Here is a 25,091-nt window from a genome sequence, read left to right as displayed (position 1 = left end):
GAGGACGAAATCATGAGTTTTCGTAGTACAGCTGAAAAGTGGAAGGATGAAGCCATTCGGCTTCGACGTCAAATTCATGAAAATCCTGAACTTGGCCATCAGGAATTCGAAACCGCGAAGCTTGTAGCTGAATTCCTGCAGGAAGCAGGACTCGAAGTCCAGACAGGGGTTGGGGGAACTGGCGTTGTTGGACTTCTAAAAGGCAGAAAGGAAGGCAGGACCATTGGCATTCGCGCCGATATGGACGCCCTTCCGATTGAAGAGAAGACAGGACTGCCTTATGCCAGCGTTCGCGAAGGCGTAATGCACGCTTGCGGGCATGATGTGCACACCGCGATTCTTCTGGGGACGGCAGCTGCGCTAAGCGAGCACAGGGATGAGCTTGAGGGGACGGTGAAGTTTATTTTTCAGCCTGCAGAAGAAGTGCGCGGCGGTGCTACAGATCTCATAGAAGAAGGAGTACTGCATAATCCGAATGTGGACGCAATCATTGCCCTTCATGTATGGCCGGATCTGCCAGCAGGCCAGATCGGATTGAGGAAAGGAGCCATGCTCGCTGCGGCAGATGCTTTTGATATTCGGGTAACAGGAAAAGGCGGTCATGCGGCTTATCCGCATCGAACCGTCGATCCAGTGATCATCGCAGCGCAGATTATTACCGCGTTACAAACGGTCGTATCCCGAAACCTGTCGCCACTGGATTCTTCTGTCATATCCATTACGAAGCTGCAAAGCAACAGTCAAGCTTATAACGTTATTGCGGGTGAAGTCCAGCTAAGGGGCACAATCCGTACACATCATCCGGATACACGTGAAGCCGTACCGCTGTATATGAAGCGGCTTATCGAAACCATTGCCGAAGGATTCGGTGGGTCCGCAGAATTTTTGTATTACCGGGGTGGATCTCCTGTAATTAACGATGATCAGATTGTTGAAGTTATTGAACATGCCGCTGAATCGGTCTTAGGGCGGCAATCTGTTGTTTTTCTGAAGGAACCTTCCATGGGAGCCGAGGACTTTGGGGCTTATCTAGAACACGTACCTGGCGCGATATTCCGGCTTGGAACGGTTACGGAAGAGGATCCACGTTCGAAATTACCTCTTCACAGCGATTCTATCATTTTTGATGAAGCGGCAATTGTAACGGGCATATCGGTTCTTGGAGAAAGCGCTATTCACTACTTGAGCAAGTCGGGGCTTTTAACCCAATCAGTCTAATGGAAAGGAATGAGGAGTGCATGGATGTGCTGAAGCAAGAGACGTTGATAAGTACCATAACTAAGGAGATCAATGGTGACTATTTGATTGCCTACAACGAACAGATCGCGAAAGACATTCGGTTGTCAGGGTCGGAAGAGGAACTGCGGGCATTTGAATATATCAGGGAACAGCTTGAACGTTTTGGTTTGACAACAGAGCTTACGTTCAACGAAGCGTACATAAGCCTTCCGATCAGAGCGGAACTTGAAGTCGAAGGCGTCCCATTTGCTGCAATTACACATTCCATGGCAGCATCGGCGGAACAGCTGAACACGGTCCTGAGATTTGTGGATTTGGAGAAAATGAAGATGTCCCTTGTAGCGAATGATGATACTGCAAATGCTGTCATCGTGCACGGACTGGCCAATTGGCCAGTGATCCACCGTCTGCAGCAGCAGGGGGCAAGTGCTGTCATTTTTATCAACAGCGGTGAGCATACGCACGAAATGATTGTTTCTTCCATATGGGGGAATCCAGCGGCTGATGATGAAGACGGATATCCTACCATTCCGGTATTGTCTGTCAATCAAGCGGATGGTGAGCAGATCAAGTCGATGATATTCGCTAGTGATCAAAAGAAGGCAAGTATCAAGCTGCACACGGAAGTAAGGACAGAATGGGTGTCCGTTCCCACGCTGATCGGTGAAATACAGGGAACTGTTGACCCAGAATCGTTCATTCTTTTCAGTGGACATGTGGACTCCTGGCATTATGGTGCGATGGACAACGGATCAGCCAATGCCGTCATGGTGGAAACCGCACGCGTGCTTTCACTCCATCGTGACTCGCTGCGGCGTTCGGTTCGGTTTGCCTTCTGGTCAGGTCATTCCCATGGCAGATATGCAGGGTCTGCTCTGTATAGTGATCTGCACTGGGAAGATTTGCACGAAAACGGGGTGCTGCATATCAATATTGACTCCGTAGGAGCTAAGGGAGCCACGAATCTGGGCTTGGCGAATACGATGGCGGAGACGCGGTCTCTCTGTAGGGATGCTATAAGCACGGTAACGGAGGAGCCCTTCCAGGGTTCACCGTTCGCACGTTCTGGTGACCAATCGTTTTGGGGTGCTGGATTACCGTCCGCATTTATGGGGCTATCTTATCAGCCAGAGGGTTGGTTCGGCTGGTGGTGGCACACGACAGAGGATACGTTGGATAAAATTGACGCAGAACATTTGGTCCGTGATTGCCATGTTTATGTCGCGGCCGTCCATCGTGCTGCCTCTTCTGTGATTATACCTATTGATCAAAGGCAAGGAGTCCAGACACTATCGGATCGCATCGCATATTACACTGAACTTGCTCGTGGTCAGGTAGATCTTTCCGTATTAACCGACAGGGTAGAACTGCTTCAAGTACTTATGGACCGTTTTTATGAAAGAATAGAAAATGGTCCTCTGCCCGAAACGTCTGTTCAAAAGGTAAATCAAATCATACTTAGTTTAAGCCGGGGGCTCGTCCCGATAAATTATGTTCAAGGCAGCCGATTTGATCATGATCTAGCAGGCAGTCATTCACTGGTACCTGCGCTGTCAGGCATCGAGAAATTGGCAGTTACTGAGGTAGGGAGTGATGTTTTTTTTCGGTTGAAAACGTCTCTTGTAAGACAGATTAACCGAATCGGTTACGAGTTGAAACAGGCAGTGCGCCTTCTTGAAGATTATGAACATGGATTCGCTTCAAAATGACGGTACTAGATTGGTTCATTTTATGACGACTGATTAACAAAGGAATATTCAAAAAAAGAGGAGTGACCTCATGCCGGAACGCAGATTTGTTGGGAAAAAGGTTGCCATCACCGGAGCGGCAGGTGTCTTTGGCAAATGGATTGCTCAAGCGTATGCTGCAGAAGGGGCAAGTCTTTATTTGTCGGATATCCGGGAGGATGCTTTAAGTAATGCCGTTGATGAGCTGACTCAAAAGGGTGTGGAGGTTCAGTGGCATGTGACGAATCTTGTTGATGAGCATTCCATCAATGATTTGGTGCAGGCGGTTGAACAGAAATGGAAATCACCGGATATTGTGATTAATAATGCTGGGATCTATCCCTATCGTACACTAATGAACATGACGCTCCAGCATTGGAATGAAACGATGGACTTAAACTTGGCAGCTCCATTTCTGGTTACACAACAGTTTGCGAATCAGATGATTGCAAACGGGGTGGAAGGTTCATTCATCAATATAAGCTCTGGCGCAGCTTCCACGGCGGGAGTTGGAATGGGGAATTATTCGGTTTCAAAAGTAGGGATCGAGATGCTGACGAAAACATTTGCACTTGAACTGTCGCCATATCGAATTCGTGTCAACGCGGTTGTGCCGGGTTATGCACCCGGCAGTGAAGTGAGTATTATGACACAGGAACATACGGAGCACATGATTCAAATTACACCACTGGGCAGGACATCGGGACCGGATGATGCGCCGCAAGCCATCTTATATCTGACTTCCGAACAGGCTTCATTCATTACAGGCAGTATCCTGACGGTGGACGGTGGACGAACAGCCGGCAGGCTGAAATAATTCATTCCATAGAAAGTGACTTTGCTGATTGAACATGAAGTGCTTTCTAAGGCATGGCCAGCTGTGAAGGAAGCTCAAACTCCGGGATGTATAAATTGTTCTGAAGCAGAGCCGCCTGAATATCCAGAATCAGCTTCTCACTCGCGGAACCAAGTGGGGTGTTGCGTTTACGTAACACACCTACAATGGGACCGACATTCAAATCGGCAATGGGTTGGATCACCGTTCCTGAAATTGGAGGGCAGATGGTCGCAATAGGAGCGATCGTTATGCCCAATTTGGCTTGTACATAATATTTGTGGGAACGGATATTGCTTATTTCAATGCCCTGATAGTTACTGTTGATTTTCTCGGCAAGCAGCTGCTCAATTCGGATACGAATTGGGCAATTGGGGGGTGTGAACAGAAACTGTTGACCCTTCAGATCTTCCAGTTGAATCTCACTGAGCTGAGCAAGAGGATGAGTTTGATAAAGTAGTAATGCCATGGGCTCGAATAACAAAGGCTGAAACTCTGTCTCCAGACTGGTTTCAGGTGACGGGCAAACAGCAAAATCAAGCTGCTCGTCGATCAGTAATTCATTAAGAAGTTTACTATCCCCGATCCGAACGCTGAGTTTAATTTTAGGGTGCTGCTCAACAAATGAAGAAAGTATGGCCGGAAGCCGGTGACTGGCCGTCGGTTCAGATACCCCAATTCGGACAATCCCCGCTTGTCCCTGTTGAATGTCAGAGATGGTATTGGTCAGATATTCATATTCTCGAATTAGCATATCCGCTCTGGCGAAAAATACTTTTCCCGCTTCCGTCAGCTTAATCTTTTTCCCTCTGTCCAATAATTTCACTCCAAGATCGGCCTCAAGCTTCTGGATATGCAGCGTGATAGCAGGTTGCGAGTACTGCAAAGCTTCAGCAGCTTGCTGGAAACTTCCCAGTTTGACAATGGTCTGAAAGGTCTTGATCATTCGCATTTCCATAGCAAACACCTTTCTATTCGTAGTTATTGTGTTAGGAGCCCATTGTGGCAAATGTATAAATTTAATGTGTACTATTCCAATAGGATATTATTAATTTAGACACATATCAAGGACAATTTCTTTTTATTTGTTGGGCCGTGTGAACTGTTAGCGGTTCCATAACATTTCTTTGATAAAGTTGTTGACAGTACTTCTGGAAACGGGTTTAATTATGTAGACCGATTGTTATAATTCAGATTAAGGAAGTGGCTCCATTGAGTGAAAAGTCTAATGCTAAAGAACAAATTGTCAGCACAGCAGCCAGACTGTTTTTTTCACAAGGATATCATGCGACCGGTCTTAATCAGATTATTAAGGAGAGCAGTACGCCAAAAGGATCGTTATATCATTATTTTCCGCACGGCAAGGAAGAACTCGCTCACGAGTGCATCCAGAAAGCCAATGAACACATCATGCAGAAATTCGAGGATACCTTCGCAGCCCATGAGACCACAGGAGATGCCATCCAGAGATTTATTCATGACATGGCTGATGAAACGGAAGCGGCTGGTTTCACGGGGTTTCTGCCATTCAGCTTTTGGGCAGCCGTGGAGACTTCCTGTATCAGTCATCAACTGCGTGTGGCATGCCAGGGTGTATTCGCCAATTGGCAGAACATCATTACGAAACATCTGATGATGGAGGGCGTTGGTGAGGAGAAAGCACGAGAAACGGGTCTTTTGGTCATCTCTTTAATGGAGGGAGCACTGATTATCAGTCTGACCAATCAGGATAAACAGCCTCTGCTGACGGCTGCTGATTATTTGTCAAGTGTGGCTAAGAATGCCAGAGGGATTCAATAAGTCTGCACAAAGAGAGAAACAGTTATAACGTTTGAGGAGGATGGATCGTGGAGGTTTCCATGAAGGCTGGTTCTGTACAGGACCAAGAAGAAACAAAGCAATATAAGGTACTGCCCATATTATTCGCAATGCTATTGAGCGGATTCATTGGTCTGTTCGGTGAAACAGCGCTTAATGTGGCACTGACGCCGCTGATGACCCTGCTTGAAGTTGGACCTACAACGATTCAATGGTTGACGACAGGTTATCTGCTCGTACTGGGTATTTTGGTGCCGGTTTCCGGTATGTTATTACAATGGTTTACAACAAGACAGTTGTTTACAACGTCTCTGATATTTTCGATTGCGGGAACCCTTGTTGCTGCAATCGCACCAAGTTTTGAACTGCTTTTGGTTGCAAGGGTACTGCAGGCTGTAGGTACAGCTCTGTTGCTGCCATTGATGTTTAACACGATTTTGGTTATTTTCCCGATTGAAAAACGTGGTGCTGCCATGGGATTAATCGGTCTCGTAATCATGTTTGCTCCAGCGAGTGGTCCGAGTATTTCCGGATTGATTTTGGCTAATCTGAGCTGGCACTGGATTTTCTGGATTTCCTTGCCGTTCTTCATTATCTCGCTGGTGTGTGGTCTGCTGTTCTTGCCGAACATTTCAAAACTGACCAAGCCGAAAATTGATGTAATCTCCATTATATTGTCTACCCTCGGTTTTGGCGGTATTGTATATGGATTCAGCAGCGCGGGAGGACATGGGGAAACAGGCGGAGGCTGGACCAGCCCTGTTGTGGTAATTACTCTGGTTGTCGGAGTATTGTCCTTGCTGCTGTTCAGCATCCGTCAGTTGCGGATGAAGCAGCCAATGATGGATCTGCGCGCCTTCAAATATCCAATGTTTACGATCGGTTTGATCCTGATCTTCATCTGTATGATGATGATGTTGTCTTCCATGCTGATCCTTCCAATGTATCTGCAGCAAGGTATGGCTGTTACAGCACTGACTGCAGGTCTGGTATTGCTGCCGGGTAGCTTGCTGAACGGATTCCTGTCTCCGGTTATGGGACGTTTGTTTGATAAATTTGGTCCCAAATGGCTCGTTATCATTGGCCTGGCGATCGTGGCTGTTGTACTGTTCATGTACACTGGCATCACGCCAACAACGGCTTTGGGAACAATCATTACGATGCATGTGTTCATGATGATCGGGATTTCCATGATTATGATGCCTGCTCAAACGAACGGTTTGAACCAGCTGCCGCCAGAGTATTATCCTCACGGCACAGCGATCATGAATACATTACAGCAAGTATCCGGTGCGATCGGTACTGCGGTTGCCGTAAGTATTCTGAGCGCGGGTCAGACTCGCTTCTTGAGCAATGTAACTAACCCGGAGAGCCCGGAAAACCAGCTCGCTGGTTTCACATCAGGGGTACAGAATGCATTTGTGTTTGCACTGGTTCTTGCCGTGATTGGTCTGGTGATCTCTTTCTTCGTTAAACGGGTGAAGGTTGGATCACAACAAGGTCAACAAGGCCCTATGCATTAATTCAATATCACGCAACATTAAACGATGTTCTTCCAGTGCGGCTGGGGGACATCGTTTTTTTATATTTTGACACCTTGACATGTAACGGGTTCCATCCATTAGAGTGGAAAAGATCAGCTGCAGTACGTCAAAAGTCACATATATAAATATGAAAGCAAATAGTTCATGTTCTGGCGAAATTGGATATGTTCAACGTCTAGTTTAGCGACAATAATAAGTGAAGTGAAGTAAGATTCATCACAAAGTGGAAAACGTTTTAGCTCTGATAATCGATCAAGGAGAACTCTTTTATGAAAATCATTCAACCATTACCACCACATCTGGAAGATATGCTATTGCGCTATGAACGGAACGGGCATCTGAACATGCAGGCTTCGCTGCTGGGAAAACAGTCTGTCGTCTATAAAGTACAGGAATACTGCCTCAAAGTGTACACCAAGCGTGGGAAGATCGGTGGAGAACTCGAGAGCGAAGCCATCATGTCCATGCAAGGCAACCGCCATGTCCCCAAACTGTATGCCTACTCTCCAGGACATTTTATCTTGACCGAATGGATTGATGGATATAATCTGAGACAGTATCGAAAGTACTTCGGACATATTCCGTGCAACCTGATCTACGATATGTTATATTCCGAACTTCAGCAGATTCAGTCTGGCTATCGGGATTGGGATGTGATACGTTATGAAAATTTGCTCTGGACCCACGAGGGACATGTGAAAAGAACTGATTTTTGGCTATGTGAGCCTGCAGGACCCGAGCGGGAAGGTATGGAAGAAGCTATGATCCGTAAAATCAATGGCGTTCAAGCTGGTGATGAAGCCGAAGTAAAGGAATTACAGGAATATCTGTTTCGGCACGGCCTTGCAGCTTCAGAAGTTCAGCACGCTTTGGAGCAGTTTCAATCCCAGGAGAATGAATCCATTATTTCATAGTGAACCAGCCATTATGAAGAACAGAAGGTAATAAGATGACCAAATACGAAAATCAGATTCCAACATCGATGAATATGAGCTTGAAGGCTATGCTGAGCATGCTTCGGGATTCCCTTAAGAGTGGTCAGGAACGAAGACCTATGAGTCATATACCGATAGTGAAAAGTGAGTTTATCGAAACGGTAAACATTGATGATCATCCGCAAGTGACATGGTTCGGACATTCGGCTTTTCTGCTTGAAATGGAAGGAACCCGATTGCTTTTTGATCCCATGCTGGGTAACCGTCCATCTCCGGTATCGTGGGTGGGGACGAAGCGCTACAACGTTAATTTGCCAGTTTCGCCAGAAGATCTTCCCCCACTGGATGCCATCATCTTATCTCATGATCATTATGATCATCTGGATTATTCCTCCATCCGTAGATTGATGAATAAAACCGAACGGTTTATCGTACCGCTTGGCGTACGTAGGCGTTTGATTCAAATCGGTGTGCCTTCAGATAAAATTACTGAGCATGGCTGGTGGGATGAGCTTCCGTTCAAGGGCCTGACACTGGCATGCACGCCTGCAAGGCACTTTTCGGGGAGAGGATTATTCGATCGTAACTCCACGCTATGGTGCTCATGGGTGATCTCCGGACACGAGACAAAGGTGTTTTTTAGTGGAGACAGCGGGTACGGACCTCATTTCAAGGAGATCGGTGACAAGTATGGGCCATTCGACTTAACGATGATGGAATGTGGACAATATGACGAACGATGGGCCAACATACATATGATGCCGGAAGAAACCGTACAAGCCCATCTGGATGTAAAAGGAAAGCTGCTCATTCCCATTCATTGGGGAGCATTCACCCTAGCCTACCATGCTTGGACCGATCCGGTTGAACGGATTACCCAGGCAGCACGCGGCGCAAATATCGATATCACAACTCCGAAGATTGGAGAAAAGGTTCAGATCCGTACCGGAATTTATCCAACGGAACATTGGTGGAAATCCGGCTTTTAGTAATCTTACAGCGTCTACTCAGCACATGAGTGGACGCTTTTTGTTTATTTTAACATTGAAATTGCACTACAAATTAAGAGGATGCCCATAACCATATTAAATGGACGCTCATATCTCACGAGTACACTCTGAAATATCACCCCGCATAACGCCCATGTCATATTGGCACTGATCCCCACAATCGTTAACAATACAGAGAATATCATCATGTGAGCATGTGACTGGGCAAGCGGCAAAACAAACACCGAGATTGCGGTTAAACCATACAAAATGACTTTGGGATTCATGAACTGTAGAGTGAAGCCAAACCAAAATGAATAGGGATTGGTGCGAGTGTCTTCCTGGTGTGCAGACGTACTACGCATAATTTTGAATGCCAGATAGATCAGATAGACACATCCCAATATATTCAAAACGGGTCTGATTCTCGGAATATACTGTTGCAGAACGAGATTGAAATAACTGGATAGAAACATAATCAGCAGGCAACCCGCGGCTACTCCACCAATAAAAGGCAACGTCTTGGCAAATCCCCGATGTCTAGCTTGGGTCATGGCGATAATGTTATTGGGACCCGGTGTAAATGATGCGACAATGGCATACGTCAATAAAGGGATAATCATGATTGTCCTCCGCAAAAAGTTTGTTGTGTGCTATAATTGCATAAAATGTACGTTATAACGTTTGTGCGTTATCATTGTACGACATGGACTATATATTGCACAATACCGATTTTTTAAAGAGGTGGTTACAGGTTGGAAAATATCAACGTTGTACTTGCTCAAAATCTGAAGCAGATCCGGGAGCAAAGAAAGCTTAGTTTGGATAAAGTTGCCGAAATGTCAGGGATCAGCAAGACCATGTTAGGTCAGATTGAACGGGGAGAATCGAACCCTTCCATCGCAACCGTCTGGAAAATTGCAAACGGCCTCAAAGTGTCGTTCACCGCATTGATTCATGAGCCGAAATCGGATGCGTCGATCGTGACGGTTGATGATATTCACGTGTTAACGGAGGAAAACGGAAGAGTACGGATTTATCCGCATTTTCCCATTGAAGAGGGCCGTCGGTTCGAAATGTATGTCCTGGAGATGGATGAGGCAGCTTCATGGAGTGCAGAGCCGCACATTGACGGAACAGAGGAGTTTATTACCGTCTTTGAAGGGGAAATGACGATTCATGTCGGGGGAGAAGATCTTAAGGTGAAGCGGGGAGAGTCTATTCGCTTTCGAGCAGACAAGCCGCATCGTTATATAAACTCTGGAGTTTCAGAGAACCGATTAAGCATGGTTATCCATTATCCCCGGTAAATAAGAAGTCGGCGCGAGTCAGTAGCTGTTGAGGTTGATTGTTAGATGTCCATGCAACAAAAAATAAAGTAGCCAGTCAAGCCCGGCTACTTTACGTGGAATTATCTACTTCATTAAGATATTGAGGGGGAATTGAGTTCAACTGTTCAAGGCTGGACTTCTGCTTGACGCTGGATTTCTTTGGCGCTTAGCGCTTTGTCATACACTCTAACCTGATCCATTTTGCCTTGATAGAACGGATCGGCAGCATATCGGCTCTTGCCCAGATAGGCTTCCGAAGCTTGTAGATCCTTCGGGTTGAATGTGATTTCAGCGCTGCTCGCAACCGATTTACCGTTTACATACAACGTGCCTGTGTCTCCTTGCAACGTGACAGCGACATGAACCCACTGGTTTGTAGGCAGCGCTTCAGCCGCAATTAGACTCTGATCACGACCCTGATCATGGATGGTAAATTGGAGAGCGCCAGTATGCTGGGCTGGCGTTAGGAACATATGTTTAGTCAAACCATTGCCGAAATCGAAAATACGCTGCCAGGCTCCGCCCCCGTCCCAGTTTACCCAGGCACTGAAGGTGAAGTCTGTTGTGTCTGTGAGGAGTCCAGGCAGTTGAATGTAGCTGTCTTTTCCGTTAAAAGCAGCAGCCTGATTCTTCGTGCCAATTGCTGAGCTTACTACATTAAAGGCCTGGCCATGATAACCGTTTTTACTCGAATCCTGTACGATTTTAGCGTGTTTTTTGTTGTCAAACGTATACTCGCCCAGCAGTGGGCCAGCTGCCTGTTCAGGCACGGTCACTTGGAACGTTTTGCTGGCTGTGGCCGTTCCTTTTTGGATTGTTGCGGTCAATTTTACTTTGGCATCCCCTTTGCCGCTGCGTGGCCGATTTACTGCTCCATCAGCCGATAGGACAGAGGGGAGAGATGATTTCCATGTGATCTGACTATCACGTGTACCTGTGGTGGGAAGGGAGAGGTCATAGAAAATATTCTCCGTATTTCCAATGGTCAGATCCTTTTTCACCGCCTGTACCACATCCTGATCCTTCATAGCGTTCATCTGACTTCCCCAGACGGCTACACCGGATGAAGAGAGTGCACTGAAGGTCAGCACGTTCTGCTGGGATTCCGCATCCCATTCCTGGGTGAAGACACCTTCGTATTCCACATTATTGGTCGTTATTCGTACCTTGTTGTCCTCCAGGAGGCTCCATGTCCCTGTAACGGCACCAGTAATCTGGCCACCTGCCGCAAATTGAATGATCTGGGACGGCTTGATCTCGGCTGTGATATCCTTCCCGTGATTGACCCATTTGTAAGAACCAACAGCATCTTGTTCCGTCACTTGTACCGCATCACTCTCGATACCTGCATAGCGGTAAGGAGAGACGACAGGCCATCCTTCGGAGTTCATATGCATCTCATGAACCCGTACTTCATGCTCTTCTCCGCGATTCGGAAAGCGGGAGTGGAAGATGAGGAAGTGCTTGCCGGTCTCTTCATCATAATAAGCGGAGTTGTGTCCAGGAGATACATATCCTGTCCCCTGGCCGATGCCGGGGTCGCCGATCTGTCTCTCGAACAGGTAGTTTCCGAGCAGTTTCACGCCATATGGCTCAATGGATTCGTCATCAAACAACGGCTTATTCTTATCTGCCATAACCTTGATCATATCGTTGCCTTCAGCATCGTAGAAGGGGCCATCCGGAGTCTTGGAACGGGCCACACGAATGTTATATCCACCGACAGCATCAAGTCCACCATAAGACAAGTACAGATAATAATAATCGGTTTCGGGACTGTAGAGCATATAAGGGGCCTCAATTCGGCTGTGGTTGCCTCCGGTCAGCTTCTTGCCATAACCTTGATTAGGCAGTGGTTTGCCGGTTGTCTCATCCATTTCCAGAATGAAAATCCCTCCGGAGTAAGATCCGTACACCATCCAGAGCTTGCCGTCTTTATCAAAAAATACATCCGGATCGACCACGTTGGGATGTTTGGTCGCATCATAGATGGTGCCATCTTCGCTAATTTCATCCCACATGCCTGATTTCAGCAAAAGTCCCTGATCCTTGTATGGGCCTTCAATGTTGTCAGCTACGGCGACTCCAAGGGCAGACCGGGGAGAATCCCCTTTGCAGGCATTGTAATACATATAGAACTTGCCATCTGCCAGTTGAATGACGTCTGCTGCCCAGAGCGTATCCGTCTGAGCCCATTGCAGAGCTTCAGCGAATTCCTTGGTTACATTGGGAACGACGGGATTGTCATCCGTAACGCCTGAAGCGACGGAATCCCAGCTGATTAAATCGTTGGACTTGGCCACCTGTAGATGTGAGCCGAATACATAATACGTATCATCTACCTTGATGACAGAAGGATCATGAACGGAAACGTTCTTAAACTCAGGTACCTGAGTTTTGTTCGATATGGTGGAACTTTGCGAATTGATAGCTGTTGTGGCTGTATTGTCCGCCAAAGCGGAGACTGGCGAAAGAGCTGGAGTAGAGAGCAATGCCGTACTAAGTGCAATGACCAAATAACGCTTCATACGTGTCCCCTTTCTTCATTCACAAATTATTAAACAAGTTAAAAATACAAAGATGAACGTGGTAGTGCAGTCCTCCTTTCAGTTAATGCTCGAATCAAGCGCTTACATTTGCTATAATATCAATTAATTTATATTTTTGTAAACCATGTTGTTGAAACGAGTTATAAAAAGCGAAATGAATGACTAAAGTATGAATTTATTTTGAATTTACTACCGATTTGAAGTTTTTAGTTGAAAATCCAATTCGAAATGAGTACTATAACGAGTATACAAGATATTTATAAATATATTAATGATTCATATATTCATGAATTAATTGATGATCTACATAGGAGGCATAATGATGAGCAGTTATCAAGATCAAATTATTGCACATTACAAGTTTGAGGATGCGGGCAACATCGGTAAGGATTATTCCGGCCAAGGCAAGGATGGCATTGCTGGAGGTCATTCGGTACCATCGGTGACGAGAGTGAGTGGAAGGAATGCGGCTACTTTTGCAGGGGGGGAGAATGGGACATCGTATCTTCAGTTACCTTCAGATCTATTTCAAAATGTAAGCGATAAAACAGGCATCACTGTGGCAGCCTGGGTACATCTGAACAAGGGCTCCAATGTGTGGGAACGCATTTTTGACTTTGGAAAAGGAGAACAGGGCCCCTATCTGTTTTTGACGAGACAGCTGAGAGGAACGATGTCTGCCGAAGGGGATCTGGTTGTGGATCCGGGCCGAGGATTTGCTACAGGGGAATGGATGCATATAGCTTTGTCGGTAGCTGGTACTCAAGGAGGTACGCTTAGCAGTGCTGGACCGATCGTCTATGTGAATGGAGAGAAAATAGCGGATGGGTCCATCAGTCAGACGTCCAGTGGTAATTATGCGCAGCTGCGCAGATGGTTCGATTCCTTCACAGATTCGGCCAATTACAGCCAGAATTACATTGGTCGCTCTCAGTATGCAGCCGATGTGGATTTTGCCGGATCACTGTCCGATTTTCGGATATATCAGGCTGGATTAACGATGGATGAAGTCATCGAAGTCATGTGTGAATCATTAACCGATGATGAGATTGTTACGTTGGCAGGAGATAAATATTTGTCATTTCCGACCCGAATCATTACGAAGAATATTTCGCTGCCTGTTGACCTCCTAGGTGGGAAAGTGAAGGTCCACTGGCAGTCCAATTGTCCTGAAGTGCTGTCACATGATGGGAAAGTGCAGTCTATTACCTCGGCACAGGAAGCAAGCCTGAGTGCAATTTTGAGTAAAGGTGAAAGCACGCTGAGTAAAAGTTTTGACGTATCCGTATTGCCGGAGGAGCTGCCGCCTTATACCATAACAATCCACGGCGATCAGCAAGTCGCTGATATTAGTGAGGTCATGTACGGTCTGTTCTACGAGGATATTAACAATGCGGCGGATGGCGGAATCTATGCCGAGCTGGTTCAGAATCGTTCATTTGAATCTTTTGCATTTGATACATACTCACATACCTCCGGTGAATGCGGATGTTCGACGGGGAGGAACCGGGATCCATTATTCGCCTGGTCTGGCGATACCAGCAAAATGAATGTGCATCACGAAGGTGGATTGAATGAACACTTCAAACTCGAAGACCCGGATGCAAATGCTTACTATGTGACGGTTCAGGATGGAGCAACGATACGAAATCGCGGTTTTTCCGATACCAATCAGCATTGTGCCATGTCCATCAAAAAAGGTGAACAATACGACTTCACCATCTGGGCAAAGGCAAATTCGGCCGGTACGATAACCATACAACTACAGGATGGCTCGGAAACTGTAATTAGTGATTCCGTCAAGGTTCATGTAGATGGAGGAGGTACCTGGAAAAAGTATGGTGCAGTCAGGGTGGATTTGGAAACGAGAAATCAGGCTCTTGTTCTTACCGGAACAGAGACAGCCCTTGGGCAGCTCGCGCTTACGTTTGAAGGAGATATTTCCATCGATATGGTATCTCTGATCCCACGGGACGTATGGGGCGCAGTTCCTGATGAAGCCGGCATTTCCACATCAGCACACGCTAACTACAAGGGAAATCCGAACTATCGACTGAGAAAGGATCTGGTTCAGGCTCTCGTTGATATGCACCCCAAGTTTCTGCGCTTTCCGGGAGGCTGCATCTCGGAAGGGTCCTTCATATGGGATAATGTGTACGACTGGAAGGATTCTGTTGGTCCGGTTGAGCTGCGCAAAGAGAACTACAATGTCTGGGGTTACATGATGACGATGGGGCTTGGATACATGGAGTACTTCCAGCTCGCGGAAGATTTGAATGCTGCTCCGGTTCCCGTTATGGCCTGTGGAGTTCTGTGTCAGGCACGTTCGGATTATGCACATCCGGCTGGCGGCGCATTAAGAGAATATTACATCAAAAACTTCACTGATTTGATCGATTTTGCCCTGAGTACAGATGTTGAACATAACGAATGGGCCGCAATACGAAGCCAAATGGGGCATCCTGAGCCGTTCGATCTGCGCTACCTTGGTGTAGGGAACGAGAACTGGGGAACCGAATTTTTCGCCAACTTTGAAGTGTTCAAAGCATCCATTGATGAATATATGAAGCTAAACTATCCGGATCATGAATTGCATATTATTTCAACTGTTGGTGCACAAGCGGACGATGATGCATACCAACAAGGCTGGAAGTTCCTGAGCGGTAACCTTACGGGTTCGGCCCAAATCGCGTTTGCCGATGGACAGAAGGTCATTGAAGAAACGGTAACCTGGTATGAGAAGCAGGACGATTACATGGATACCATTGCAGACGAACACTATTACCGCTCCAATGATTACTTGCTGAATAACGTGGATCGTTATAACTACTACCATCGGGCATATCTTGAAGATGGGCAAATCAACTGGAAAGAGACTTCCAAGGTCTTTGTCGGAGAGTACGCATCCACGGACAAAAACACACTGGCGGGTGCCGTTGCAGAAGCAGCAATCATGACCGGCTTCGAGAACAATGCAGATGTCGTTCGTTTGGCTGCCTATGCGCCATTGTTCAATAAAGTGCTGACGGATGGAACCTATCGCTGGACACCGGATTGCATCTGGTTTGACGATGAAACAGTATGGTATACACCGAACTACTACGTTCAGCACCTTTTTGCGAAATACGTTGGAGATCAAGTGGTCGGCACTTCGTTTAAGACGTACAGCAAAGGAAAACAGGTTGAGCTCATCCCGCATGGAGGAATCGAGATTGCAACCGGTAATGCAGACATCGTCGTGAAACGGGTTACGGTCACATCCAATCAGGATGGCAGCGTGCTGTTGAGTGAAGATTTCAGGGAGCAGACGAAGCTGAGTGAGGCGTGGGGTCTGATTCCTGGTTCGAACGGATATACACTTGAAGCCGGTAACGGACTTGTGCTGAAAGGGCAAACCAGCGGCCTGAACGGGATATATCTTCTGAATGAAGAATGGACGAATTACAAGGTGCAGGTGGAAACCAAACGCTTGGCGGGTGATGACGGTTTCTATGTTGGCGTGGGACTTACGGATATTTCATCTGACAAGAAGGATGTCATTGAATATGCGATTGGTTACGGTGGTGATGCAACGGGAGTAAAAGTGTACAAACAAGGTATCGAAGGATATACTCTCGGTGATTATTCTTCAAGTTCCGCAGCGGGTAACCTGAGAGCTGCGAATTATGAAACGCTGGAGAGCGGTACCGATTATACGATCACTGTCAATTATGGCGGCGTTACAGGGAAGAGCTTGATCTGCTCCTACACAGACGGACATACAACCAGCAAAGTGCTGGATTACAAGCTCGAAGCATATAACCGTGAGGTGTTCCATTCCGTGACGAGAGATCAGCAGCATGTATATGTAAAAATGGTGAATGCCGATAGCGTGGACAAAGCCACACACGTCCATCTTGAGGATCTGAATGTGAAATCTGCAGCACGGTTGATCACACTCAGCGGAGATCAATCATTGGTTCATGTTCCGAATGTGAACCAGAAGAATGATGAGAAGGTGGTTCCACAGGAACGGGAGATTGGACTGGACGGTCAATCCGTGATTCTTCAGTTGCCCGCTCATTCAGTCAATGTATTGATTCTGGATTTGTAATTTCTTTTATGCTTCTACCCCGGAAGAGAACAGTATTCATGAAGAAACCGCGAGTAATCGCGGTTTTTTTGTGTTTCCAGATGGAGAGTCAACAGAAGATACCCAAAGTAAATAACCTACACTATTTCATCAGCATGCCTGCTCCTATAATAAATTTTGAAGGAGGAGACAGCTCATGCGTTCCAACTACAAACAATTTATCAGAAACATTCCGCTTCATCTTATGATTCTGCCAGGTTTGATCATCATTATTGTATTCGGTTACATTCCAATGGCAGGTCTCTCGATCGCCTTTCAGAATTTCTCTCCGATTGCCGGATTTAAGAACATGAACTGGGTAGGCCTGGATAACTTCAGGTACCTGTTTGATCTTCCGGGGTTTAGCCAGGTTGTGTGGAATACGGTATTCATCTCGGTAATGAAAATTATATCCGGCCTTGTGATTCCGGTACTCGTCGCCCTACTGCTCAACGAAGTACGCAAAACCGGATTTAAACGAACGATACAAACGGTAATATATATGCCTCACTTTTTTTCGTGGGTGATTCTGGCCGGCATTATCGTGGATGTGTTATCCCCAAGCAGTGGGATTGTAAATATGCTGCTCAAGGCACTCGGGATGGAGCCCATTCAATTTCTGGCCAGTAACGATTGGTTTCCGTACATACTTGTCATTACTGATCAATGGAAAGAGTTCGGTTTTGGCACCATCATCTATTTGGCAGCACTGACCAGCATTGATAAGTCTCTCTATGAAGCCGCCGTCATGGACGGGGCAGGGCGATGGAAGCAGACCTGGCATATTACGCTGCCCGGAATTCGTCCGATTGTCATTCTAATGGTTACCCTTAGTCTTGGAAACGTACTTAATGGCGGGTTCGATCAGGTGTTCAATCTGTACAACCCGCTCGTCTATGAATCCGGTGATATCCTGGATACGATGATCTATCGAATCGGTTTACAGGATGCCCAATATTCAGTTTCTACGGCACTTGGCCTCATTAAGTCGGTGGTTTCATTCATCTTTATCGGACTTGGTTATTTCCTGGCCTATCGGTTCGCCAATTATCGCATATTTTAGAAAGGAGGCAGAATCATGCACCATGCATCGAGAGCCTATCGCTGGTTTTTAGGTTTTAATTACGTCATCCTGACGATTCTTGCCTTGCTTTGTCTGTTTCCGATCGTGAATATATTGGCGATATCCTTCAGTTCGAGTGATGCAGTCAAAGCAGGGAATGTTACGTTCTGGCCCGTGGATTTCACGTTATCGTCTTATAAGTACATTTTGGAAAATCAACAGTTCCTTAACTCGTTTGGCACGAGTCTGCTTCGTGTGGTATTGGGGGTTGCCACGAATCTGATCTTTACAATTCTCGTGGCTTTTCCTCTCTCCAAAGAAGCTTCAAGGTTTCGTTCCAGAACATTCTATGCCTGGATATTTGTTTTCACGATGCTGTTCAGTGGAGGGCTGATTCCAGGTTATCTGGTCGTCAAGGAAGCAGGTCTCCTGGATTCGATCTGGGCACTGATATTACCGGGGGCGGTACCCATCTTCAATGTACTGCTGATGCTGAACTTCTTCAGAGGATTGCCCAAAGAATTGGAAGAAGCCTCATGGATGGATGGGGCAGGGCATTTCCGTACACTGTGGAGCATCTATCTGCCCATTTCCCTGCCAAGCATCGCAACCATCACGCTGTTCGCCATGGTCGGACACTGGAATGCCTGGTTTGATGGCATGATCTATATGAAAAGCCCGGAGCATTATCCGCTCGCTACGTATCTGCAATCCATGCTGCAGCAGGTGACGATGATCCAGAGTGAAATGATGACGCTGGAGGATGCAACGCTGTTAAGCCAGGTGTCCGATCGAACGACCCAGGCGTCCCAGATTTTTTTATCCGTGATTCCCATTCTGCTCGTCTATCCATTTCTGCAGCGGTATTTCGTTCATGGGCTTGTTGTCGGCAGTGTAAAGGGATAAGATCGGTAGGAGGAAAACCGAGTAGAGGAGCCGATTTCCGGCTCCTTTTTTGCTGCTTGAGGAGAGGAGTGGAAGGGGCAATGAGATTATTGGGGGGGAGCTGGAAGACCAACTCCATTGTGGTTAAACTGATGATTGCTTTTGTATTGGTTATTCTCCCGTTGTATGGAAGCAGCATTGTAATTACACATACTAGCTCTAAGCAAATGCATACCGAAGTGGAAAATGCGCATGATTCGAAGCTGCACTTCTACCACAATCATCTGCAATTCGAATTGGAACGAATGAGCAGTCTCGTCAATGAATTTTCGTTCGATGAACCGATGTCCACACTTAGCACGAGAGCGCCCATTATGAGCCGGTATGAGATTACTTCCAGTCTGAACGACATACATAAGAAGCTCGGTCAGATCATGGTGACAAGCCCATATATCAGTGATGTCGTGTACTATGTACCGGCCCTACAAAAGCGTGTAAGTGCAGTGGATGGCATCCGCAGCGTTGAGGACGACGAGTGGAAAGATCTGCTTGCAACGATGGGGAATCTGAATGGGGAGTTATCGACTTCGGCAGATGATCTCTATTTCCTGAAGAGCAATCCGTACAATATGAATCACGAGGAGCCGCCCAATTTTATATTGGGAATACGCTTATCTGCGGATGAGCTGAAGAAAAGGCTGCAGCAGCTGTCGGAAACGGGCGGTAGTGATATCACGCTGAGCTTTGGTGACAAGCACGAAGTCGTCATTTCCTCCTCAGAGCAGGCTGTCTCTAAAAGTCTATTACAGATGCTTCCAACGGAATCGCAGGATGCGCTGCAGGTAACGAGATACCACTCCGATCATCATTTGTATTACTCTCTCTATGATTCGGATCATTCATTCACACTAACCTCCAGTATTGCTGAAGAAGTGCTTCAGGCGCCACTGGAACGATATAAGCTGTGGTTATGGATGTTAACGGTGATGTCAATGGTCATTATTATCATCTTCTCATTATCTGTTTATAAATCGATCCACAAGCCGTTATCTGCACTTGTCAAAGGATTCAGAATGGCGGAGCAAGGGCAGCCGGACACCCGCATTCCGCACTCAAGACGGGATGAATTCGGATATTTATACTCTCGTTTCAACCATATGATAGAGCGCTTACATCTTTTGATTGAAGAAAATTATGTTGCCAGAATACGAACGAGTGAAGCAGAGCTCAAACATCTTCAATCCCAGATTCAGCCTCACTTTCTATACAACAGTCTGTTCAGTATTAAACAGATGGCGGAGGTGGAGAACGTTGAATTAATTCAGGAGTTTACCGATTATCTGGGTCAGTACTTCAGGTATATGTCCCGTGACTCTCGGACAGAAGTCTCTCTCGGTGAAGAAGTAGACCATGCGATGGTCTATGCTGCGATTCAGAAGATCCGATTCGGGTCAAGAGTACAATTGCTCATTGAGGATATGAACCCTGTGTACAGATCGATTGCGATTCCGAGAGTCATTGTTCAGCCAATCGTGGAGAATGTCTTCGAACATGCACTTGCCAAACGAAGTCAGGGAGGTATCCTTAAACTCTCTTATCAGGCCGCAGACGGCAGGCTGTCCATTCGGATTGAAGATGATGGTGATCAGTTAACGGATGAGATGTTAGCTGAACTTGATCAGTCCTTTGGGGAGCCTGCGCAGCGGCAGGAAGATGAAGAAATTACGGGGCTTATCAATGTAAACCAAAGGCTGAGAATCAAGTTTGGTGCAGATTACGGTCTCGCTGCAAGACGTAGTGAATTGGGTGGTTTATGCATTGTCGTGAATGTTCCATGGAAAGGGGAGCTGCCTCATGCAGCGGATGCTGATCGTTGATGACGAACCGGTGATTTTGGACGGACTATATGCCTTCTTCCAGAAGGCGAATTTTCAGGACATGGAGATTATTAAGGCCCAATCTGCCTTCGAAGCAATCGAGTGGTTGAATTCGGTAAAGGTGGATGTTGTGCTTAGCGATATCTGTATGCCTGGAATGGACGGCATGGAGCTCATTGAGAAAATCATGGACCGATGGCCGAGATGCAAAGTATTGCTGCTGACAGGCCATAATGAATTCGATTATGCACATCAGGCCATACGTAATCCCTGTGTGGTGGATTATCTCCTCAAGACGGAGGGCATGAATCATATACGTACGGCAGTAGAACGCGCTTTGGCTCAAATTTCGGAAGAAAATGATTTCAGGTACCAGAATGCCTGGTTCCGCAGCAAGCTGCCCAGAGCCCTGCCCCAGCTGCAGCGTCAGTTAATGCTCGGTCTTATGAAGCGAACGGAAAGGCATGATGTCGCCTCGCTTCAGGAGGAACTGGATGCCGTGCAGCTTCCTTTTCATTCTGGGGAACTCGTTCTTCCGGTCATTATAAGGGTGGAGGATTGGAACAACTATCAGACGCAGGCCGATCGGAGTTTAATCAGGTATGCTGTGGCCAATGTGGCAGAGGAGCTGCTGCAGGACAAGTCGACAGTCAAGGCGATTGATCTGGATTATCAGGTCATTGCTTGTTTGATCCAGCCAGCTGCGGAAAGTACAGCGTATCGTGGGAATGCACAGGAACAGTGGGAGCAAACGCTTCGCTTTGTCTATGGGACGCTGGAGTCTGTGCAGCAATCGTGTGCAGATTGCCTTAACCTCTCTGTGTCGATCATGGTGAGTGAACAGGCTGTAGCTTGGATAGATCTGAATCAGGCCATCGCGCAGTTGCGATTATCCATTCATGAAGGACCTGGACTCGGGATGGAAAAGCTGCTTCGTGTCAAAGTGCAGCCGGATATGAACTTGCTACCAAACCCACTGAGCCAGCAGGCGGTTGCGTCGCTGCATCTGGATCAGGTCAAGCAGCATGTCGCAGCGGGGGACAGAGAATGGATAACTTCATATCAGAAATGGACTGAGAGTTCGAAGGAGGGGCTTCAAGATCCGTTCTTTCGAATGAAGGTATACACCGAAGCAGGGAGTATCTTGATTGAACTGCTTCATGAATTGGGTTTATACGAACCGGCGAAGGAAGAGATGGGTCTCTCCCGCATGCTGCATTTTGATATCCATACACCGTGGCCCGAACTCGTTATCTTCTATCAGTCTGCCTTTGAATGGATGATATCGAAGCGGAGCGATACCCGGCTGAATGATCAGTCTCAAATCTTGATCTCAATCCATCAATACATCAAGCATCACCTGGAGGATGATCTCTCTCTTACCCGTATTGCACAGGAAGTCTCTCTCAATCCTTCGTACTTGTCTCGTTGGTATAAACGAATCACGGGCAAAGGCATCTCGGAATATATTCATGATCGCCGCATTGAACGAAGCAAGGAACTGCTGCTCGGTTCTTCGTGTAAAATGCATGAGATTTCCGCCAAGGTCGGGTTCAGTGACCAGCATTACTTTTATCGTTTTTTCAAAAAAGCAATCGGCTGCACGCCTCAGGAGTACAGGGATCAAAAAAGTTAAAATACGTGTCAAATGGTAAATCAAAGATACCAGATGTAAACGAGATCCACTCGTGCTGATAGCGCTTTCTTTATACAATGTACACATACCTCACGGGAGGAACAAAAAGGGGGATTCATCATATGAATATGTCATTCAAAAGGCTTTCATTGTTATCGCTTAGCATGATCCTGGCAGGGACTCTTGCAGCCTGTTCATCAGGTGCTGGTAATGCAGAGAGCGAAACCAAGCCCAGTACCCAGCAGGATGCGGGAGGACCACTCACCAAGTATGACCCGCCAATTAAATTAACCTCGACGATGAACGAAACGGGTAAGGAATCGCTTGCTCAAGGGGATACACACGCGAACAATATTTGGACCCGCGGTTACAAGGACGAGCTCGGCATTGAAGTCACGTATGACTGGATTGTGCCGGATGCCAATTACAACGATAAAATGAATGTGACCCTTGCAAGCGGAGATTTGCCTGACGTATTGAAAGTAAGTGCGGTGCAGTTCGAGCAATTACATGAAGCGGGCATGCTTGAGGACTTAACGGAAGTGTATGATAAATACGCATCGGATCTGGTCAAGGAATTTATGTCTGCAGAAGACGGAGCAGGATTGAAACCGGTGACCAAAGATGGCAAGATTTACGCGATGGTGAGTTTTCCCGGTTCACTTGATTCATCGGACATGATTTGGATCAGACAGGACTGGCTGAAAAAGGTAGGGCTTGAAGCGCCAGAATCGATGCAGGATGTCATCCAAATTGCGGAAGCGTTCACGTTCGAAGATCCGGATGGCAATGGTAAAGATGATACGTACGGGATCGCGCTGAACAAGGATTTGCCAATCAATGCGTTCCTGCTGGGGTATCATGGGTATCTCGAAACCTGGATCAAGGATGCATCGGGTCAGGTTGTGAATGGTACTATCCAGCCTGAAGTGAAGGAAGGCTTGAGAGAACTGCAGAATCTGTATCAAAAAGGCGTGCTGGATCCCGAATTTGGGGTAAAAGATTTTGCGAAAATGATGGAAGACGTGAACGCAGGGAAGTCCGGCATGTTCTTTTTGCCGCAATGGGCACCGTTCCAAGTTAGCAGCATGATTAAGAAAGATCAGAACGTAGACTGGATGCCGTATCCGGTACAATCCATTGATGATCAGCCAGCCAAAACGCAAAATCACCTTAGCCTGGGCGGCATTTTCGCTGTCCGCAAAGGGTATGAGCATCCGGAAGCACTCGTTAAACTGCTGAATTTCCAGGCAGAGAAGATGTTCGGAGAATCTGCGGAGAAGGAACGCGCAGATTATTTGAATGGTTTAACCGGGCTTGGTTTTCATAATGCAACGGTGTCCAATCTGCCTGCCAACAAAAACGTAAAGGCCCAGGATGAAGTGGAACAGGCCCTGAAAACGGGAGACATATCTGGGCTTGGGCTTGAAGCGAAACTGTTCTATGATGATATTATGGATTACCGTAACGGCAATCTGGATAAATGGCATATGGAACGCATCTTTGGACCGGAGAGCTCACAAGGCGTGATTAAGTACTACCGTGACAATGACCTGATCGTGATGAATGAATTTATATATGCACCAACCAGAACCATGAATACGAAGCAGGCTACACTGGATAAGCTTAGAGCGGAGACATTTTTGAAGATTATCTATGGCAACCTGTCGATTGATGAATTTGATAACTTTGTGGCCAACTGGAAAAAACTTGGCGGAGATCAGATTACACAGGAAGTCAATGAAGTCATTAATGCCAATAAATAAACAAGAGGTGCCACAGTACAATTGAATTTGTATTGTGGCACTTTTGGTGCTTGATTATTCGTTGAAACATATGAGGACAATAGTGTGCTCCATGTGGTTAAAGCTTCATTTCTCATTTGCGTTTCAACAATATAACCCCGGAGATCGCCGATGTGTTTTTACGATATACGACTTTAAAGCCGATGTCATGATCCAGCAAACAGTTTAGAGCATTGATTAACAGAGCACCAGGTACCAGGGAGAATGTGCATGGTGATGTGTTTCCAATCACACGAACACTTCTGATTCTTCGAGCAGATCCCGGTACAAGCGGGTTTCTGGACCAATAGATTAACACGAGATCAGGTTGGCGTAGTGCTTTTGTACAAGTTCGACAAGTCATCGTATCATCTCTTTTCTATTAATAATAGGTTCTCTATATTAAATGAAAAGTAGTGATAGGATGTGCTGGACGAACTACTCCATGCGATATAAACAGGCGTATACCAAGTAAGAAAGCTTGAAAGTGAAGCCGGTTTAATAGAGAAAAGAGAAAAGGACCTCTATCGCGAGATCCTTTCTCTTACGGGAACAATGATTACGAAGGAAGCTTAGTCGGAATGACTACAATTCAGTCAGTCAACTTACTTTTTGGTTCCATGCTGTTTGGTTGGCAGCTTATCGCTGGGTGTTCCTTTACCATTGTTCTTGTTGTGACGGGCCTTTTCGGCGTTCTCATTTACCTTTTGTACAAATTCATGGGTGCTTTCCATGGACGATACAGCTCCTTTATAATCAAAATGTGTA

Annotated in this window: 18 protein-coding genes; 14 read left to right on the top strand and 4 right to left on the bottom strand. The window is 46.5% G+C overall.

What is annotated here, in order from left to right; genetic code table 11:
• Positions 1-12 precede the first annotated feature (12 nt).
• From ABIC22_RS26290 to ABIC22_RS26280, 3 genes are all read left to right on the top strand, one after another.
• Positions 13-1,218 carry a M20 metallopeptidase family protein gene (locus tag ABIC22_RS26290; RefSeq protein WP_354484947.1) on the top strand — a complete coding sequence of 402 codons (1,206 nt, stop codon included), beginning with the start codon at positions 13-15 and terminating at the stop codon, positions 1,216-1,218.
• Positions 1,219-1,244: 26 nt separating this feature from the next.
• Positions 1,245-2,948, top strand: a complete 1,704-nt coding sequence (locus ABIC22_RS26285; RefSeq protein ID WP_354484945.1) for a M28 family peptidase — start codon at positions 1,245-1,247, stop codon at positions 2,946-2,948.
• 70 nt (positions 2,949-3,018) lie between these two features.
• Positions 3,019-3,783 carry an SDR family NAD(P)-dependent oxidoreductase gene (locus ABIC22_RS26280; RefSeq protein WP_354484943.1) on the top strand — a complete coding sequence of 255 codons (765 nt, stop codon included), beginning with the start codon at positions 3,019-3,021 and terminating at the stop codon, positions 3,781-3,783.
• Positions 3,784-3,829: 46 nt separating this feature from the next.
• Here ABIC22_RS26280 and ABIC22_RS26275 read toward each other — a convergent pair whose 3' ends face one another.
• On the bottom strand, positions 3,830-4,753 hold the full coding sequence (locus ABIC22_RS26275) for a LysR family transcriptional regulator (protein WP_354484941.1): 924 nt from the start codon (positions 4,751-4,753) through the stop codon (positions 3,830-3,832).
• 260 nt (positions 4,754-5,013) lie between these two features.
• On the opposite strand from ABIC22_RS26275, the gene ABIC22_RS26270 reads away from it, so the two are divergent.
• From ABIC22_RS26270 to ABIC22_RS26255, 4 genes are all read left to right on the top strand, one after another.
• The gene (locus tag ABIC22_RS26270; protein ID WP_153978282.1) at positions 5,014-5,601 is read left to right on the top strand and encodes a TetR/AcrR family transcriptional regulator; all 588 of its coding nucleotides are present in this window, start codon (positions 5,014-5,016) and stop codon (positions 5,599-5,601) included.
• A gap of 59 nt (positions 5,602-5,660) precedes the next feature.
• The gene (locus tag ABIC22_RS26265) at positions 5,661-7,142 is read left to right on the top strand and encodes a DHA2 family efflux MFS transporter permease subunit (RefSeq protein WP_153980684.1); all 1,482 of its coding nucleotides are present in this window, start codon (positions 5,661-5,663) and stop codon (positions 7,140-7,142) included.
• Positions 7,143-7,432: 290 nt separating this feature from the next.
• Complete coding sequence (locus tag ABIC22_RS26260; protein ID WP_354484940.1) at positions 7,433-8,077, top strand: protein kinase family protein; 645 nt, start codon at positions 7,433-7,435, stop codon at positions 8,075-8,077.
• A gap of 35 nt (positions 8,078-8,112) precedes the next feature.
• Entirely contained in the window at positions 8,113-9,087 is a 975-nt protein-coding gene (locus tag ABIC22_RS26255; RefSeq protein WP_354484939.1) for an MBL fold metallo-hydrolase, read from the top strand.
• Positions 9,088-9,131: 44 nt separating this feature from the next.
• Here ABIC22_RS26255 and ABIC22_RS26250 read toward each other — a convergent pair whose 3' ends face one another.
• Positions 9,132-9,710 (bottom strand): LysE family transporter, encoded by a 579-nt coding sequence (locus ABIC22_RS26250; RefSeq protein WP_354484937.1) that lies wholly within the window; start codon positions 9,708-9,710, stop codon positions 9,132-9,134.
• Between the two features lie 132 nt (positions 9,711-9,842).
• On the opposite strand from ABIC22_RS26250, the gene ABIC22_RS26245 reads away from it, so the two are divergent.
• Complete coding sequence (locus tag ABIC22_RS26245; protein WP_354484935.1) at positions 9,843-10,397, top strand: helix-turn-helix domain-containing protein; 555 nt, start codon at positions 9,843-9,845, stop codon at positions 10,395-10,397.
• Positions 10,398-10,543: 146 nt separating this feature from the next.
• On the opposite strand, the gene abnB is transcribed toward ABIC22_RS26245, so the two are convergent.
• Complete coding sequence (abnB, locus tag ABIC22_RS26240; protein WP_354484933.1) at positions 10,544-12,946, bottom strand: arabinan endo-1,5-alpha-L-arabinosidase AbnB; 2,403 nt, start codon at positions 12,944-12,946, stop codon at positions 10,544-10,546.
• A 343-nt stretch (positions 12,947-13,289) separates the two neighbouring features.
• Between abnB and ABIC22_RS26235 the strand changes: the two genes are divergently transcribed.
• The 6 genes from ABIC22_RS26235 (at position 13,290) to ABIC22_RS26210 (ending at position 24,305) form a co-directional block, all read left to right on the top strand.
• Complete coding sequence (locus tag ABIC22_RS26235; RefSeq protein WP_354484931.1) at positions 13,290-17,060, top strand: alpha-L-arabinofuranosidase C-terminal domain-containing protein; 3,771 nt, start codon at positions 13,290-13,292, stop codon at positions 17,058-17,060.
• A gap of 175 nt (positions 17,061-17,235) precedes the next feature.
• A complete protein-coding gene (locus tag ABIC22_RS26230; protein WP_354484929.1) occupies positions 17,236-18,141 on the top strand; it encodes an ABC transporter permease in 906 nt (301 codons plus the stop codon).
• 15 nt (positions 18,142-18,156) lie between these two features.
• Positions 18,157-19,047: a carbohydrate ABC transporter permease gene (locus ABIC22_RS26225; protein ID WP_127535962.1), complete on the top strand. Its 891-nt coding sequence runs from the start codon at positions 18,157-18,159 to the stop codon at positions 19,045-19,047.
• 80 nt (positions 19,048-19,127) lie between these two features.
• Positions 19,128-20,903 (top strand): sensor histidine kinase, encoded by a 1,776-nt coding sequence (locus ABIC22_RS26220; protein WP_354484927.1) that lies wholly within the window; start codon positions 19,128-19,130, stop codon positions 20,901-20,903.
• A complete protein-coding gene (locus tag ABIC22_RS26215) occupies positions 20,881-22,539 on the top strand; it encodes a response regulator (RefSeq protein WP_354484925.1) in 1,659 nt (552 codons plus the stop codon). Before ABIC22_RS26220 ends, ABIC22_RS26215 begins: the two co-directional genes overlap by 23 nt.
• A gap of 122 nt (positions 22,540-22,661) precedes the next feature.
• Complete coding sequence (locus ABIC22_RS26210) at positions 22,662-24,305, top strand: extracellular solute-binding protein (protein WP_354484923.1); 1,644 nt, start codon at positions 22,662-22,664, stop codon at positions 24,303-24,305.
• Positions 24,306-24,928: 623 nt separating this feature from the next.
• On the opposite strand, the gene ABIC22_RS26205 is transcribed toward ABIC22_RS26210, so the two are convergent.
• Positions 24,929-25,057 (bottom strand): DUF4023 family protein, encoded by a 129-nt coding sequence (locus tag ABIC22_RS26205; RefSeq protein WP_095358309.1) that lies wholly within the window; start codon positions 25,055-25,057, stop codon positions 24,929-24,931.
• Between the last annotated feature and the right edge of the window lie 34 nt (positions 25,058-25,091).

It is taken from the genome of Paenibacillus sp. PvP094 (assembly GCF_040546835.1).
In the GTDB taxonomy this organism is placed as follows: domain Bacteria; phylum Bacillota; class Bacilli; order Paenibacillales; family Paenibacillaceae; genus Paenibacillus; species Paenibacillus illinoisensis.
Note: the sequence above shows the minus strand (reverse complement) of the source record. Positions and strands in the feature narration are given on the sequence as shown.